The following is a 16,263-nucleotide window of genomic DNA, read 5'->3' on the forward strand; positions in this document are numbered from 1 at the left end:
GTTTGGGTCTGGATGGTTCGCACCGGTGCGGCGGGGGCCGGAGGGGTTGCCGGGATCTGCGGCGATCCGGCTGTGGGTGGTGTTGGGGGGCGGTGAGGGCGGTTACGCTCTGGCCTTGATCGGCTGCGCTTGGGCGTGGCATCGGGCGAATCCTGGGACGGAGTGCGGTATGGCTTTCGGGGACTATCAGAACGAGATCTATTTCAATGGTCTGCGTGGGATCGTGTCGGTGCTGCCCGTGGGGGCTGCTGAGCTGGAGGAACGGGCGCAGGCGGCCTTGCCGCCGTCGGTGTGGTCGTATGTCGCCGGTGGGGCGGGGGACGAGTACACGCAGCGGGCGAATGTCACGGCCTTCGAGCGATGGGGGTTGGTGCCGCGGATGTTCGTCGGGGCCAAGGAACGCGATCTGTCGGTCGATGTGTTCGGGGTGCGGCTGCCCACGCCGGTGTTCATGGCGCCGATCGGGGTGATCGGGCTGTGCGCGCAGGACGGACACGGCGATCTCGCCACCGCCCGCGCGGCGGCGCGTACCGGGGTGCCGATGGTGGCGTCCACGTTGTCCGTCGATCCGATGGAACAGGTCGCGGCCGAATTCGGTGATACCCCTGGCTTTTTCCAGTTGTACACGCCCACCGACCGGGATCTGGCGGCGAGCCTGGTGCACCGCGCCGAACAAGCAGGTTACAAGGGCATCGTGGTCACCCTGGACACCTGGGTAACCGGTTGGCGGCCAAGGGATCTGGCGACCGGCAACTTCCCCCAGCTGCGCGGGCACTGCCTGAGCAACTATTTCAGCGATCCGGTGTTCCGGGCGAGCCTGGCCGCGACCCCGGAACAGGATTCGCAGTCGGCCATCCTGCGCTGGGTCCAGACCTTCGGCAACCCGCTCACCTGGGATGATCTGCCGTGGCTGCGGTCGCTGACGGAGCTGCCGCTGATCGTCAAGGGCATCTGCCATCCCGAGGACGTACGCCGTGCGAAGGACGGTGGCGTGGACGGTATCTACTGCTCGAATCACGGTGGGCGCCAAGCCAATGGCGGCCTCCCGGCCCTGGACGCACTCCCGGGTGTGGTCGCCGCGGCCGACGGACTGCCGGTCCTGTTCGACTCCGGAATCCGCAGCGGCGCGGACATCATCAAGGCGCTCGCGCTGGGCGCGACCGCGGTCGGCATCGGCCGCCCCTACGCGTACGGCCTGGCCCTGGGCGGCGTGGACGGCATCGTCCACGTCCTGCGGACCCTACTCGCCGAAGCCGACCTGATCATGGCGGTGGACGGCTATCCCACGCTGAAGGACCTCACCGGCGACACGCTCCGGCCCATCGCACGATAGGGCTGAGGTACCCGCCGTGATCGCGGTTGAGGTGGGTCCATTTGCGCTGTTTGAGCCACGGTAGGGCCGAGTTGTCCTGCCGTGGTCTCAGTAGAGGTGGGCCGTTCTTCGGGGAGTCTGGCGGCTATGCGCTGCGTCCCTGTTCAGCGCTCTGGCTGCGAACCGTGCGGTGGGTGGGTGTTGGGTCCGGCGAGCCAACGGTGGGTTGTGTCGCCGCTGCGCTGGCGGGGGTTGCCAGGATCTATCTGCCCTCGGGCGACTGGCTTTCGGTGAGGCAGGTGGGGTTGTGCAGGACTGCCTGGATGGTGTGCAGGGCTGCGCCGAGGATGGGACCGCGGCGGCCCAGGGGGGAGGCGGTGACCTGGTTGGGGGCGAAAGGTCTTACGGTCAGGCGGGTTTCGAGTTGGTGTCGGATTCGGGGGAGTAGCCAGACGCCCAGTTCGGCGTAGGCGCCGCCGAGGACGACGGCGGCGGGGTCGATGAGTCCGATCGCGCCGGCCAGGGCGATGCCCAGGGCGTCGCCGGCGCGTTCGATCGCCGAGAGGGTGCCGGGGTCCGCGGCGTTGGCGCGGTCGGTCAGCAGGGCCACCGGATCGGCGCCGGGAGGGTTGTGCAGGCCGGCTGCGCTCAGGACCGCATCCTGGTTGGCGTACAGCTCGAGACAGCCGCGCGCGCCGCACGCGCAGCGTGGGCCGTCGGGATGTACTGCCATATGTCCGAGTTCCCCGGCGTATCCACGGGCGCCGCCGTAGAGCCGTCCATCGATCACCAGGGCCGCGCCGATGCCCGCCTCGGCGGAGACGTGCAGGAAGTTGCCGGGCGCGTGTGCGCGCCAGAGTTCTGCCAGCGCACCGAGATTCGCCTCGTTCTCCGGTCGCGGGGCGTCGGGGCCCGGCCAGATGTCCTCGATCGAGACGTCCTGCCAGCCGAGATTCGGTGCGTGCGCGACGATTCCGGGCCGCTGATCGAGCAGACCCGGTACGGACAGCACCGGAGCGAGCGGGTTCAGGTGCAGCGCTTCGGATTCCGCGCGCGCGTCGGCTGCCAGGTCGGCGAGCTCGGCGGCGACCTCGGCCGGATCCCGATGCGCATTGGACTGTTCGATTCGCCGCCATACCCGCACCTGCCCGCGCAGATCCACCACGCAGGCACCGAGATGTCCGACCCCGATCTCCAGCCCGAATCCCGCCGGTCCACGGTCGCTCAGCGCCAGCGTGCGCCCGGGCCGCCCGGCCTTGCCCGAGGCGGTGACCGGCCCTTCCTGTACCAGCCCGGACACGATCAACTCATCGACCAGACTCGACACCGCCGCACGCGTAAGTCCTGTCCGGCCGGCCACATCCGCCCGCGACAACTCATCCTGTCCGGCCACGGTCCGCAACACCAGCGCGAGATTCTGACCCCGCATCCCCCGTTGCGATGCGGGGCGTCCGGGGGAGCGCCTCACCTCTGTACTCGTCGTTTCGCCCGGATGGGCGCCACCCGCCGTGACGCCATGCGGCGACCTGTCGCTCACCTGTGCCTCCGTCCAGTGCTGTTCTGTCGCTGAACGAGAGGTTCTGTGTGGCCCAGGACGTGCTCGTCGTTTCGCCGGGATGGGCCCCCACCCGCCGTGATGCCGTTCGGCGACCTGTTGCTCACCTGTGCCTCCGTGCAGTGCCGTCCTGTCGCTGAACAGGTGCCAGGACGTGCCCAGATGCTGACCCGCCACCGCGTCGCGACACAGGTGCCGCATTGCGGCTCGGGTTGCTCGGCGCGGTGAGGGACACGGTTGGCAGTGCTCGGTCCGAGAGACGGTCGGATCCGGCCTCCCGCTGCACTTTTCCGCCTCGAAACTCCGGTTTCCGACAATTCGACCCGAAAAATGTAGCGGGAGGCCGGTTCTCCGAACCGCTCACTGCGATACCAACCCCGCACCGCGCCCACGACCCGCCGAGCCTCAGTGCCCGGCCGCCGCAACGAACCGTGCTCTGCGAGCTGACTCCCCCACTTCCATGCGAATGGCAACCCGGCCTTTCGCTGCATTCTGTGGGCTAGAAACTCCGGCTTCGGACAAGTCTGCCGCAAGAATGTAGCGGGAGGCCGGTTCTCCGAGGCGCGGGCCGTGAGGCCGATCCGCTGCCGTGCCGATGAGCCACCGCGCGTCAGTGCACGGCCGTCGCGCCGAACCGTGGTGTGCGAGCCCACTTCGCGCCGCCACGCGAGTAACAGTCCGGCCTCACGCTGCATTCTGTGGGCTGGAAACTCTGGTTTCGGACGAATCTGCCGCAAGAATGTAGCGGGAGGCCGGTTCTCCGAGCCGCTGGCCGTGAGGCCGATCCGCCACCTCGCCCATGAGATACCGGGCGTCGGTGCACGGCCGCCGCGCTGAACCGTGCTGTGCGGGCGGACTTCACACCGCCATGCGAGTGGCAGTCCGGCCTCACGCTGCATTCTGTGGGCTGGAGACTCTGGTTGCGGACGAATCAGCCGCAAGAATGTAGCAGGAGGCCGGATCTTCGAATCCCGGACAGCCGCGTCGGCGGGAACGCAGTGGCGATCGGTCATGCTGGGTGCGTCCTGTGGTGGGCGGGGGTTCTGTGGTGCGGCGCGGTCATAGGGTGCTCGCGGTTTTGAACAACGGCGTCGTGAGCAGGGGGTCGGCGGCGTGGAGGGTCGCCGCGATGCGCTCGCTGGCTGCGGTGTCGCGCGGGATCGGTTGCAGGAGGGGGCCTTCGGCGGTGCGCCAGCGGCGGGCGACGGCGTAGGGGTCCTCGCCTGTGAGTAGGGCGGCGGCTTGGGCGGCGGCTCCCAGGGCGACGAGTTCGGTGGCGGGCGGGATGCGGATCGGGCGGCCGGACAGGCGCAGCACGGTCTGCTGCCAAGCGGTGCCTCGCGCACCGCCGCCGATCAGCAGGATGGGGGCGTCGGGATCGGCGGTATTCAACGGCAGCTGGGAGCGGTGACCGCTCGCTTCTCCAAGGCGGGACACTTCCATGTCCGTGGAGTCCGTCGGACTGGTCGGGGTCGAGGCGGAGCCGATCACGCCCGGAGTACCTGCCCCGCCGCGGGTTCCGATCGGGGTGTCCGCCGAACCGGTGGAGTATGTCGGACTGGTTGGGGTTGAGGTGGCGGCGATCGCGCCCGGAGTGTTTGCCGTGCTGCGGGTTCCGATTGTGGTGCCTGCCGGACCTGTGGAGTCTGTCGGACCGGTTGGGGTTGAGGTGGCGGCGATCGCGCCCGGAGTGTTTGCCGTGCCGGGGGCTCCGATCGAGGCGCCTGCCGAACCGGTGGCCTCCATCAAACCGGTCGGGGGTGCGGCGGTGTCGGCAGTACCCGGAGTGTTTGCCGTGCTGCCGGTTCCGGTTGCCGCACCGGCTGAACCACCCGAGTTCAGCACCCGGTCCAGCGCGTCCAGGAGCGAAAAAGCAGCCCCGTCGTACGCGGCCTGAAGGATCTGCCCGGGGGTGGTGTCGTGGCGCAGGCCGTGGATCAGGCCGGTGGCCAGGGGGAGTTGAGGGGTGCGTTCGCCGTCGAGGTAGGGGAGTACGACCGCGTCCCCGCCGGGTTCCACCGCCTCGCGGTCCAGGCCGAACAGCGCGGCGATGCGGTCGATGGCCTGGGTGCAGTTGAGGGTGCAGGCCAGCGGGAGCCAGTCGGTCCCGGCGTCGGCGAAACCGGCGACGACGCCGGTGGGGTCGTGCGGCCGGGCGCCGGTTCGGGCGTAGACCGTGCCCGAGGTGCCCAGGCTCAGCACCGGCGTGCCCGGTTCCAGGCCGAGGCCCAGGGCGGCGGCCATATTGTCGCCGGTGCCGACGCCGACCGGAATACCCTGTCGCAGCGGGGTGCCCGCGCGGGTATGGCCCGCCGCGCGATCCGAGGGGGCCAGGGTCGGCAGTGCAGAGGAGTTCAGTCCGATCGCGTCGAGCACCTCGGCCGCGTATCCGGACGGCGTCCACCACGCGGTGCCGGAGGTATCGCCGCGGTCGGTGACTCCGACGCCGGTCAACCGCTCGGTCAGATAATCGTGCGGAAGGCGAACGGCGGCGACACGGTCGGCGTTGCGCGGTTCGTGCTCGCGCAGCCAGGCCCATTTGGCGGCGGTGAACGAGGCGTTGGGCACCGACCCGATCCGCTCGGCCCACCACCGCTCGCCGAACCGCTCGACCAGCGCGGCGGCTTGCGGTGCGGAGCGTACGTCGTTCCACAGCAGTGCCGGGCGCACCGGCTCGCCCGCGGCGTCGAGGGTCACCAGGCCGTGCTGCTGGCCGCCGATCGAAATCGCCTCCGCCCGTTCGGCATAACCCGTCCGCTCGATCGCCGCGCACAGCGCCGACCACCACAGCGCCGGATCGCTCTCGCGCCCCGGCCCGGCGCTCACCGTATGCGGCGCGCGGCCCTCGCCCAATACCTGTCCGGTATCGAGGTCCACCGCGAGCGCCTTGGTGGCCTGGGTCGAACTGTCGACGCCGATGACGACGCGTTGCACAGCCATATCTCGCACTCTCTCGTAGGAACGGCCTTCCCATCCCGGTGGTAGCACAGTATATTTGTTTTCTGAGTTAACAAATCAAGATTCGACTGTTGCCGCGATGAGCGGGGCATGGAGTAGGTCCGACGGTTGCGTGGCGTACTCCCCGGTCGGCTGCGTCCGATGTCGGACCGTCCGACAGATCGACTCTCGGCATACCGTGCAGAGTTCGGAGTAAGAAATGAGCAGCTTCACCCCCACCCCCGCCGACCGATTCACCTTCGGTCTGTGGACCGTCGGCTGGCAGGGGCGCGATCCGTTCGGCGACGCCACCCGGCCCGCGCTGGACCCGGTGGAGTCGGTCGAGCGGCTGGCCGAACTGGGCGCCTACGGTGTCACCCTGCACGACAACGATCTGGTCCCGTTCGACGCGTCCGAGTCCGAACGCGCCGAGATCATCTCGCGCTTCCGCACCGCTCTGGACAAGTTCGGCCTTGTCGTGCCGATGGCCACCACCAACCTGTTCACCCATCCGGTCTTCAAGGACGGCGCGTTCACCGCCAACGACCGCGACGTGCGCCGTTTCGCCCTGCGCAAGACCATGCGCAATATCGATCTGGCCGTCGAACTCGGCGCGCATACCTATGTCGCCTGGGGCGGTCGCGAGGGCGCGGAATCCGGTGCGGCCAAGGATGTCCGGATCGCGCTCGACCGGTTGAAGGAGGCGTTCGACCTACTCGCCGACTACGTGGCCGAGCAGGGGTACGACATCCGCTTCGCCATCGAGCCGAAGCCGAACGAGCCGCGCGGCGACATTCTGCTGCCCACCATCGGCCACGCCCTGGCGTTCATCGAGGAGCTCGAGCGCCCCGAGATCTTCGGCCTGAATCCCGAAGTGGGGCATGAGCAGATGGCCGGGCTGAACTTCCCGCACGGCATCGCCCAGGCGCTGTGGCACGGCAAGCTGTTCCACATCGATCTCAACGGGCAGACCGGCCCGAAGTTCGACCAGGACATCCGCTTCGGCGGCGGCGACCTGCGCCAGGCGTTCTGGTTGGTCGATCTGCTCGAGCGCAGCGATTACGACGGCCCGCGCCATTTCGATTTCAAACCCGCGCGCACCGAGGATTTCTCGGGTGTGTGGACTGCCGCCGCGGCCTGCATGCGCAATTATCTAATCCTGGCCGAACGGGCGAAGGCATTCCGTGCGGATCCGGAAGTGCAACAGGCTCTGAAGGATTCGCGTTTGGACGAGCTGGAGATTCCGACGGCCGCCGATGGTTTGGCCGCGCTGCTGGCCGATCGGTCCAGCTTCGAGGATTTCGACGCCGATGCGGCCGGCAAGCGTGGTATGGCGTTCGAGCGCCTGGATCAGCTGGCGTTGGAGCATCTGCTCGGCGCACGCTGAGTTCGCCCGCGTCTTCCCGGCGGTGGCAAGTTTCCCCGCCGCCGGGAAGCATACGGGTTTGCGGGCGGATTCCTGAAAACTCGGGCCGGTGGGCCCGCATGGCCTTGGGTACCTGCGGTGATCCGTGGCGTGGCGTCGTCGACCGGGCGCCGATCCGCGGTGACTCACGGCGTTGACCGGGAATTCATATGCCGCTGAACAAGATCGAGAGGTTTATCGCGTGCCGATTCCGGGAAAGTATCGGTCACATCTCAATAGACGTGCGCATGCGTGCTTTTCCAAGCAATGCGCAATGCTCGGACGTAGCCCGATGTGATCTCCGTATCTCGGGTAGCGTTGCCGTGCCGTGGACGCTATGCTTCCGGGCGAGTTGAAACCAGCTGTCTGCCAGTGAATTCGCCTGTTGTTTCATAGCAGGCAGGGGGCGGTTTCTGTGATGTTCAGCTACGAGGCGGAAGTGCAGAGATTGGCCGTGTCAGTGAATCCGCCCAACGGCCAGGTCGCAGATTCCAAGAAACAGGATATTCGTTCGGTCACCACTGTATTCGTCGCATGCGCGGTGGTGTGCGCCGTCGCGGTGATGGGCGCGGTGTTCAGCGCGCCCGCGGATCTGCGGATTCCGCTCGCGCTGAGTTGTTCCGCCGCGGCCCTCGTGGTCTGCGCGATCGCCACCGTCGGCGCGTACTACGCCGCGCAGGCCCGCCACTTCCGTATGCAGGCCGCGCAGGCCGAGCAGACGCTCGCGCTGGTGCATCGGGAGGCCCAGACCCGCCTCGGCGCGGTCCACGAGGAGCTTTCGGCCCGGCTGGCCGCGGTCGGCGAGGACGCGGCCCTGCGTATCGGCGCGGCCCAGCAGCTCGTGCACGAGCGCACACAGGAGATCAAGCTCAGCGACGGCCGCCGCGCCTCGGCGCTGGCCGCCTTCGCCGCCGCGTCGGCCCGCATGCAGGCCATGACCACCAGCATGCTGGCGGAGCTGCGCGAGATGGAGGACCGCCACGGCGATCCGAACGTGATGGCCGATCTGCTGCACCTGGATCACCGCACCGCGCAGGCGGGCCGACTGGCCGACAGCATCGCGGTGCTCAGCGGCGCCCGCACCGGCCGCCGTTGGGCCAAACCCATTGCCATGGAATCGATCCTGCGCGGCTCGATGGGCCGGGTCGCCGGATATCAGCGAATCCGACTGCGCGCCGTCGCCGATATCGGCATCGCCGGGCACGCGGCCGAGGGCGTGATGCACGCGCTGGCCGAACTGCTCGACAACGCCTGCAACTTCTCCCCACCCACCACCGAGGTGCACGTCTACGCCGCCGAGGTGCCCGCGGGCGTGGTGATCACCATCGAGGACAGCGGCCTGGTGATGAGCGAATCCGCCCTGCGCCGCGCCGAACAGGCCGTGGCGGGCGGCAGCCCCGGTGAACGCGGCGGCTCGGATCTGTCGTCGCTGACCGGCACCCGCCTGGGCCTGGCGGTGGTCGGTCACCTGGCCCGCAAGCACGGGCTGACCGTGTCGTACCGGCCCTCGGCGATCGGCGGCACCGCGGTGGTCGTGGTCGTTCCGCGCGATCTGACCGCCCGGGTGGAACGCCAGACTGCCGCAGCACTGTCGATCGAGTCCTCCCGTGCCGATCTGCAGCAACTGCCCGCCGCGCGGACCGGTGCGTCCACCGATGCCGCGACGCCCCCCGTCACGACGCCGGCCGAGTCGCCCTCCCGCGCGGTGTCCTCCGACACGATTCCTGCCATGGCGCTGCCCAAGCGGCGCCGGGGCAGCACGCTGGCCGCCGTCCATCCTGACGGCCTGGCCGAACCCGATGCGCCGCGCGAGGCGATGCCGCCCGTGAAACCGTCCGCGCTCGGGGCCTTTCAACGCGCGATCTCCGGTCGCGACAACGCGCCCACCACCGCCCAGTCCCCTGCCGTGGAGAACGAACTATGACTACATCTGCGCCGTCCCAGCTGGGGTGGCTACTCGAACAGTTGCTGGACCGCACGCCGCAGACTCGCCACGCGCTGCTGCTGTCCAGCGACGGCCTGAAGATGTGTCATACCCCCGAGTTGACGGTGGACAAGGCCGATCAGCTGGCCGCGATCGCCGCGGGTATCCAAAGTCTTTCGCACGGCGCCTCGGTCGAGTTCGGTGACGCCAAAGGCGGTGTGCGCCAGTCGATGACGGAGTTCCACGGCGGAATCCTGTTCATCGTCCAGGCCGGGCTCGGCGCCCATATCGCGGTGGTCGCCTCGGAGGAGGCCGACGCGGGCCTCGTCGGGCACAACATGGCCGAACTCGTCGAGCAATTGGCCCACCATATGGTGGCGGCGCCGAGAAATGGCGGGTTATCGTGAGCCGCGGTCAGGTGCGGCGATGAGCCGCTCGGTTCGTGACGAGGGGCCCGACCGTCTCTATACCCTGACCGGCGGCCGCAGTAAGCCCGACTCCGACGCCTTCGATCTGGTCACCCTGGTGGTGAGCGAATGCGCACCCGCACCGGGCATGCAGTCCGAGCACGCGGCGATCCTGGACATGTGCCGCGCGCCGACCGCGGTGGTCGAGATCGCCGCGGAGCTGCGACTGCCGGTCGGCATCACCACGATCCTGCTGTCGGACCTGCTGCACGCTGGTCGAATCACCGTGCGCCATCCCAACTTCGCGTCCGCCGTGCCCGGCGGGGGCTGGTCCGGGGCGGCGGACCCCTCCACCCTCGAGAAGGTGCTCGTTGGACTCCGCAAACTCTGACACCGACAAGACTTCCGGCACAGCGCAATTCGGTAACGTACGATTCGAAACGTACGAGCGTGTCGAATCGTACGGCTGGACCACCAGCGACGATACCGCCGAGGAGCACGCGAAGGCGGATCCCGCCGTCGACGATCGTCCCGCCCGCGCCGACGCGCCCCTGGAGGGCACGGTGCGGCGGGGCCTGAAGATCGTGATCGTGGGCGGTTTCGGCGTCGGCAAGACGACCATGGTCCGGGCCGTCAGCGAGATCCGCCCGCTGGACACCGAGGCGGTGATGACGAATGCCGGTGTGGGCGTTGACGATCTGTCCGGCATCCCCGGAAAGACCACTACCACCGTCGCATTCGATTTCGGGCGCATCACCATCGATGCCGAACACGTGCTGTACCTGTTCGGCGCGCCGGGGCAGGAACGGTTCTGGTTCCTGTGGGATCGCCTGTTCACCGGCGCGCTGGGCGCCATCGTCCTGGTCGATCCGCAGCGCATCTCCGACTGCTGGTACGCCATCGATCGCCTGGAATATCAAAAAACGCCGTTCGTGGTGGCCTGCAACGACTTCGGCCCCTACACCACCGATCCCGAGGAGGTCCGCGCCGCACTGGACCTGGATTCGCATGTGCCGTTGCTCGAATGCGACGCCCGCTCGCGCGAGTCGAGTAAGCAGATCCTGATCAGCCTCGTCGAGCACCTCCATGCCGCCGCGACCCCGGAGCCGACCGTATGACCTCACCCGAAATGGCCTCGTCCGCAGACGGTTCCGATCAATCCGGTGGTTGTCCCGCGCATCCCCGGTCGGCCGTGGTCCCGCTGAGCGGTCCGCGGTTCCACACCGATCGACTACGGCTGTACAACGAGATGCGCCGGGAGCACGGTCCCGTGGTGGCTGTCGAGCTGGCGGGCGGGATCCCGGCCTGGCTGGTGATCGGCTACCGCGAGCTGCATCAGGTGACCAGTGATCCGAATCTGTTCACGCGCGATGCGGAGCTGTGGAATCAGTGGCCGAACATCCCGCCGGACTGGCCGCTGCTGCCGATGGTCGCCCAGCGCGTGCCGTCCATCTACTTCACCGCCGGGGCCGAGCACCGCCGCCACAAGGCGATGGTGGAGGCGGCCCTGGAATGGGTGGATCCGTTCGCGCTGCGCCGTGTCTGCGAGGAGCTGTCCGACCAGCTGATCGATGGTTTCTGCGGCCGCGGCGAGGCCGAACTGGTCGAGGAATTCGCTGTGCGGCTGCCGGTGCTGACATTGGCCCGGGTGCTGGGCTTCCCCGACGCGCAGGCCCCGGAATTGGCATGGGCGATGAAGACCCTCGCCGACGGTGGCGCCGACGCCCAGGGCGGCTACGCGCGGTTCGCGGAGCTGTGCCAGGCGCAGGTACGCTTGGAGTGGGGTGTACAGGGCCACAAAGTGCCGGGGGACAACATGATCGCTGAGATGATGAACTTTCCTCGGCCGTTCACCGAGGCCGAGTTCACGTTCAACGTGCAGGCCGTCCTGGCCGCCGGTCACCTGACCACCACCGATTGGCTGAGCAATTCGCTGCGGCTGATGCTGACCGACGAGCGTTTCGCCGTGGCGTTCGGCGGCGGGCGGCGCAGCGTATCCCAGGCGATGAACGAGGCGCTGTGGGAAGACGCGCCCAATCAGATCCTGGTCGGCCGCTGGGCCGCACGCGATACTCGATTGGCGGACAAGATGATTCGCTCGGGCGACATGGTGCTGCTCGGTCTGGCCGGCGCGAATGCCGATCCGCACGTGCGCGAGCATCTGGCCGACGGCGCCGAACTCGTACACGCCGGTAACAGCGCGCATTTCGCGTTCAGCCACGGCGAATACCGCTGCCCGTTCCCGGCACAGCAGATCGGTGAGATCATCGCGCTGACCGGTATCGAGGTGCTGCTGGACCGGCTGCCCGATCTGGATCTTGCGGTGCCGCCGCAGAACCTGGTCCGCCGACCCTCGCCCTTTCTGAGCGGAATGACTTCTCTCCCAGTTCGTTTCACACCAGTAAGGGCCGTCGGAGGTACCCCGTGAACCAAGCATGTCCCATCGCCATCGATCCGATGATCGGCGATCTGGCCGGGGAGACCGCACGGTTGCGCGACGCCGGGCCGATCGGTCGCATCGAACTGCTGGGCGTGCCCGCGTGGACGGTCACCGATCATCAGATCGCCCGCCAACTGCTCGTGGACACGCGGCTGGTCAAGGATGTGAACGCCTGGTCGCTGTGGACCTCGGGCGTGGTCACCCGGGAGTGGCCGCTGATCGCCATGATCGACGCGGGCCGGTCCATGTTCACCGTCGACGGCGCGGAGCACCGGCGGCTGCGGGCCAAGACCACCCAGGCGCTCACCCCCCGGCGGCTCGAGGCGCTGCGGCCGATGATCGAGCGGTTCACCAAGGAACTGCTCGACGATGTGGCGGTTGCCGGTGAGGACGACGCGGTCGTCGACCTGAAATCGGTCTTCGCCTATCCGCTGCCGATGCGCGTGATCAGCGCGCTGATGGGGGTGGACGCGGCCGACCAGCCGATGATGCTCGAGCGGTGGAAGGCGTTCTTCTCGCTGCTCACCCCGCAGGACGAGCGGCTGAAGATCATCGAGGAGATGATCGGCTACTTCACCACGATGGTGCGCGATCGTGTCGCGACGCCTACCGACGACCTCACCTCCGCGCTCATCCAGGCCGACGAGGGCGGCGAGCCGTTGACCGAGGAGGAGGTCGAGGGCAATCTGCGCGCGCTGGTCGCGGCCGGGCACGAGACCACGGTCAGCCTGATCGTCTCGACCGTGCGGGCGCTACTGAGCCATCCCGGCCAGCTGGCGAAGGTGCGCGGCGGCGAGATCGAGTGGAAGCAGGCGATCGAGGAGACTCTGCGCTGGGACGGCCCGGTCATCCACCTGCTGATGCGCTTCGCCACCGAGGACATCACCGTCGGTGACGTGAGGATCGCCAAGGGGGAGGGCGTGGTCATGTCGTACCGCGCGATCGGCCGCGACCTGGCCGTGCACGGCGAGGACGCCGACGAGTTCGACATCACCAGGCCGACCGCGTCGCGCAACATCTCCTTCGGCTACGGCCCGCACATCTGCCCGGGCGCGGCGCTGGCCCGGATGGAGGCCGCGATCGCGGTGCCGGCGCTGTTCGAGCGGTTCCCGGGGATCACTCTGGCCGCGCCGCTCGAGGAGTTGCACAATCTGCCGGTGCTGACACAGAACGATGTCGAAGCGCTTCCCGTCCGGCTGAGTTGAGGCCGGGACCGGCCCCCGCGTGTTCCCTCCGCGCGGGCCGGTCAACGGGGGAACGCACGGCGTAGTCCGCCGTCATCGCCGCAAGGCTCGGCTGACCCGGCATATTGCCGCGTGCCCGAGACAGGTTCCGGTGCGGTATTCCAGCCCTCAGCGCTGGTCGCGGCCCGCATCCGGGGTGTGCGCTAGGAAAATACTGCAACGTGTTCTAACTTGGAGTGTGTTCGGTGGTACCCAGCGAAAGGCGCATGACCGATGGCCCCTGTCATCTCGCAGCACGAGCTCGATTCCCTGTACAGCGATCCGCTGCCGGTGGACATCCTGATCCGATCCCTGGACCTGTACGCCGACCGCACCGCGATGTACATCGGTGACGACGAGCTCACCTACGCGCAGGTACGCGACCAGATCAGCCGGTTCGCCCAGGCGTATGTCGCACTGGGGATCGGCTCGGGCAACGCGATCGCCGTGCTGTCCGCGAACCGTCCCGAGGTACTGATGGCGCAGGGCGCCAACGCGCTGTCCGGGGTCCGGTCGATGGCGCTGCACCCGATGGGCTCGCTGGACGACCACGCGTACGTGCTCGAGGATGCGGCCATCGACACCCTGGTCTACGACGCGGCCACCTTCTCCGAGCGCGCCGCGCAGCTGGCCGAGCGGGTGCCCGGACTGAAGAACCTGCTGGCCTTCGGCCCCACCGAGGTCGGCACCGATCTGCTGGCCGCCGCGGCGAAATTCGAACCCCAGCGCCTGGTCGGCCCGACGGTTCGCCCGGGGGACACCTTCAGCCTCGCCTACACCGGCGGTACCACCGGCAAACCCAAGGGCGTGCAGATGACCCACCGCGGCGTCAGCACGATGCTGCGAATCCAGATGCTCGAGTGGGAATGGCCCAGCGAGACAAGGTTTCTCGTGTGCACCCCGCTGAGCCACGCGGGCGGCTCCTTCTGGAACCCGACCAGCATGCAGGGTGGCTCGATCGTGGTGCTGCCCGGGTTCAACCCCCAGAAGCTGTGCGAGGCGATCGAAAAGTACAAGATCACCGCGACCATGCTGGTGCCGACCATGCTGTACGCGCTGCTGGACTATCCGGACCTGGACAAGTACGACCTGTCCAGCCTGGAGACGGTGTTCTATGGTGCGGCGGCGATTTCCCCGGCTCGGCTGGCCGAGGCGATCGGAAAGTTCGGCCCGATCTTCTTCCAGTTTTACGGCCAGGCCGAATGCCCGATGGTCATCGCGGCGCTGCGCCGGGCCGACCACGATCTGGCCAAGCCCGAGCGCCTGGCCAGCTGCGGCCGTCCGGTGCCGTGGCTGCACGTCGCGCTGCTGGACGACGAGGGCAACGAGGTGCCCGACGGCGAACCCGGCGAGATCTGCGTGCGCGGGCCGCTGGTCATGGCCGGTTACCTGAACAAGCCCGAACAGACCACGGAGGCAACCAAGTTCGGCTGGTTGCACACCGGTGACGTGGCCCGCAAGGATGACGAGGGTTTCCTCTACATCGTGGACCGTAAGAAGGACATGATCGTCTCGGGCGGCTTCAACGTCTTCCCGCGTGAGGTCGAGGACGTGCTGTCGGCGCATCCGGCGGTCGCGGCGGTGGCGGTCATCGGCGTGCCGGACGAGAAGTGGGGTGAATCGGTCAAGGCGGTCGTCGTGCTGCGCCCGGGCCGCACGGTCGAGGTCTCGGAGCTGCAGGCGCTGGTGAAGGAGGCCAAGGGCGCGGTGTACTCGCCCAAGACGGTCGACTTCGCCGAGAGCATTCCGGTGAGCCCGCTGGGCAAGCCGGACAAGAAGGCCCTGCGTGCCAAGTACTGGGACGCGTCCGGGCGTCAGGTCAACTGAGCAGCGGGCTGGATTGTCCCGGCGCGTACCCTGCCCCGCTTCCCCCTGTGTCATGGGGTCCGTATCTCCGTCATCCCGGCGTGCTTGTGGCCGGGATCCACGGTGCCCCAACGGGCGCCGGTTGGATTCCCGCCACAAGCGTGCGGGAATGACGGGCGGGCATGCGTGCGAGTACGACGGACAGGCGCGCGTGCGGGCATGACAGATATGCGCGCACCCCGGGATAATACGTATGCGCCCGGGGACAGGTGAATTCACTTGGCCCCGGGCACTTTTCATCCCTCCATCAACACAGCTCAGATCATCATGCGCAGGTGGCCCTCCGGCTCTACGCCCATCGAGGTGAGCGCGACCGAGTGGTACAGCGTGCCGGGGGTGTGGATGGCATGTTGCAGGCCGACGTGTGCGTCCCGCCAGAAGCGTTGCAGCACATTTGTTCTGCGGGCGGCGTTACCACCGGAGCGGGCGAAGATCTCGTCCACCGCGGAGACCGCGCGCCAGGCGGAGCGAACCTGGTTGCGGCGCACGAACGAACGGTCCTCGAAGGTGACGGACTCTCCCGCATCGATCTTGTCGTACAGGCGGCTCACGCCGTCCAGCAGTTGGGTGCGCGAGGCGGCGATATCGGCCGCGTTCTCCGAAATCGCCGACAGCACATAGGGATCGTCCTTGATCCGCACGCCCATCGCGCTGATCCGGTTGCGCTGATAGTCCAGATGCGCCGCCAGCGCGCCCTCGCAGATGCCGATCACCGCCGCGGTGATGCCCAGCGGGAACATCGCCCAGAAGGGCATCTTGTACAGGGTTTCGGTGCGTCCGGCCCGCTCGGCGGCCACCTCGCCCTCGGCGACCTCATCCGCGCCGATCGTGCGGTAGGCGGGGATGAACGCCCCGTCGACGATCACGTCCTTACTTCCGGTGCCGGACAGGCCGATCACGTCCCACGAGTCGTCGACGATCGTGTAGTCCTTGCGCGGGATCACCACGTGCATCATCGTGGGCGGCTGCACCGGCGCGCCCTTCTCGTCGCACACCAGCGTGCCCAGCACGACCCAGTCGCAGTGGTCGGTGCCAGAGGAAAAGTTCCAGTGGCCCTTCACGATCCAGCCGCCGTCGGTGGGTACGGCCGTACCCTGTGCGGCATAGGGCGACGCCATCCAGGTGTCCGGATTCTCGCCCCACAGCTCCTGCTGCAGTGTGCGATCCATCAACCCCATCTCCCACGGGTGCACC

The 16,263-nt window shown here is 68.2% G+C and carries 12 protein-coding genes; 9 read left to right on the plus strand and 3 right to left on the minus strand.

What is annotated here, in order from left to right; genetic code table 11:
* Positions 1-169 precede the first annotated feature (169 nt).
* Positions 170-1,333: an alpha-hydroxy-acid oxidizing protein gene (locus JZ791_RS39645; protein ID WP_216902403.1), complete on the plus strand. Its 1,164-nt coding sequence runs from the start codon at positions 170-172 to the stop codon at positions 1,331-1,333.
* A gap of 241 nt (positions 1,334-1,574) precedes the next feature.
* Here the strand turns inward: JZ791_RS39645 and JZ791_RS39650 are convergent, their stop codons facing one another.
* Together JZ791_RS39650 and JZ791_RS39655 are read right to left on the minus strand one after the other, a co-directional pair.
* A complete protein-coding gene (locus JZ791_RS39650) occupies positions 1,575-2,741 on the minus strand; it encodes an ROK family transcriptional regulator (RefSeq protein ID WP_216902405.1) in 1,167 nt (388 codons plus the stop codon).
* A 1,185-nt stretch (positions 2,742-3,926) separates the two neighbouring features.
* A complete protein-coding gene (locus JZ791_RS39655; RefSeq protein ID WP_216902406.1) occupies positions 3,927-5,807 on the minus strand; it encodes an FGGY family carbohydrate kinase in 1,881 nt (626 codons plus the stop codon).
* 217 nt (positions 5,808-6,024) lie between these two features.
* Here JZ791_RS39655 and xylA point away from each other — a divergent pair, with 217 nt between their 5' ends.
* From xylA to JZ791_RS39695, 8 genes are all read left to right on the plus strand, one after another.
* Complete coding sequence (gene xylA, locus JZ791_RS39660) at positions 6,025-7,191, plus strand: xylose isomerase (RefSeq protein ID WP_216902407.1); 1,167 nt, start codon at positions 6,025-6,027, stop codon at positions 7,189-7,191.
* A 472-nt stretch (positions 7,192-7,663) separates the two neighbouring features.
* Positions 7,664-9,133 carry a sensor histidine kinase gene (locus tag JZ791_RS39665; RefSeq protein ID WP_308163395.1) on the plus strand — a complete coding sequence of 490 codons (1,470 nt, stop codon included), beginning with the start codon at positions 7,664-7,666 and terminating at the stop codon, positions 9,131-9,133.
* On the plus strand, positions 9,130-9,540 hold the full coding sequence (locus JZ791_RS39670) for a roadblock/LC7 domain-containing protein (RefSeq protein ID WP_216902409.1): 411 nt from the start codon (positions 9,130-9,132) through the stop codon (positions 9,538-9,540). The genes JZ791_RS39665 and JZ791_RS39670 overlap by 4 nt, the downstream gene beginning before the upstream one ends.
* A 19-nt stretch (positions 9,541-9,559) precedes the next feature.
* Positions 9,560-9,931, plus strand: coding sequence for a DUF742 domain-containing protein (locus tag JZ791_RS39675; protein ID WP_216902410.1), 372 nt, complete (start codon positions 9,560-9,562; stop codon positions 9,929-9,931).
* A gap of 184 nt (positions 9,932-10,115) precedes the next feature.
* Positions 10,116-10,658: a GTP-binding protein gene (locus JZ791_RS39680; RefSeq protein WP_216902416.1), complete on the plus strand. Its 543-nt coding sequence runs from the start codon at positions 10,116-10,118 to the stop codon at positions 10,656-10,658.
* Positions 10,655-11,968 (plus strand): cytochrome P450 family protein, encoded by a 1,314-nt coding sequence (locus JZ791_RS39685; RefSeq protein WP_216902411.1) that lies wholly within the window; start codon positions 10,655-10,657, stop codon positions 11,966-11,968. The genes JZ791_RS39680 and JZ791_RS39685 overlap by 4 nt, the downstream gene beginning before the upstream one ends.
* Positions 11,965-13,185, plus strand: a complete 1,221-nt coding sequence (locus JZ791_RS39690; protein ID WP_308163396.1) for a cytochrome P450 family protein — start codon at positions 11,965-11,967, stop codon at positions 13,183-13,185. The genes JZ791_RS39685 and JZ791_RS39690 overlap by 4 nt, the downstream gene beginning before the upstream one ends.
* A 252-nt stretch (positions 13,186-13,437) precedes the next feature.
* Positions 13,438-15,030, plus strand: coding sequence for an AMP-binding protein (locus tag JZ791_RS39695; RefSeq protein WP_216902413.1), 1,593 nt, complete (start codon positions 13,438-13,440; stop codon positions 15,028-15,030).
* A gap of 296 nt (positions 15,031-15,326) precedes the next feature.
* Here the strand turns inward: JZ791_RS39695 and JZ791_RS39700 are convergent.
* A partial coding sequence (locus tag JZ791_RS39700) for an acyl-CoA dehydrogenase family protein (protein WP_216902415.1) occupies positions 15,327-16,263 on the minus strand: 937 nt, incomplete at its 5' end.

Source organism: Nocardia alni, from assembly GCF_019038435.1.
GTDB classification, from domain to species: Bacteria; Actinomycetota; Actinomycetes; order Mycobacteriales; family Mycobacteriaceae; genus Nocardia; species Nocardia alni.

Bases quoted from the DNA above. Each gene is read 5' to 3' on its own strand.
- JZ791_RS39645 (WP_216902403.1), top strand. From the start codon at position 170: ATGGCTTTCGGGGACTATCAGAACGAGATCTATTTCAATGGTCTGCGT.
- JZ791_RS39650 (WP_216902405.1), bottom strand. From the start codon at position 2,741: ATGCGGGGTCAGAATCTCGCGCTGGTGTTGCGGACCGTGGCCGGACAG.
- JZ791_RS39655 (WP_216902406.1), bottom strand. From the start codon at position 5,807: ATGGCTGTGCAACGCGTCGTCATCGGCGTCGACAGTTCGACCCAGGCC.
- xylA (WP_216902407.1), top strand. From the start codon at position 6,025: ATGAGCAGCTTCACCCCCACCCCCGCCGACCGATTCACCTTCGGTCTG.
- JZ791_RS39670 (WP_216902409.1), top strand. From the start codon at position 9,130: ATGACTACATCTGCGCCGTCCCAGCTGGGGTGGCTACTCGAACAGTTG.
- JZ791_RS39675 (WP_216902410.1), top strand. From the start codon at position 9,560: ATGAGCCGCTCGGTTCGTGACGAGGGGCCCGACCGTCTCTATACCCTG.
- JZ791_RS39685 (WP_216902411.1), top strand. From the start codon at position 10,655: ATGACCTCACCCGAAATGGCCTCGTCCGCAGACGGTTCCGATCAATCC.
- JZ791_RS39695 (WP_216902413.1), top strand. From the start codon at position 13,438: ATGGCCCCTGTCATCTCGCAGCACGAGCTCGATTCCCTGTACAGCGAT.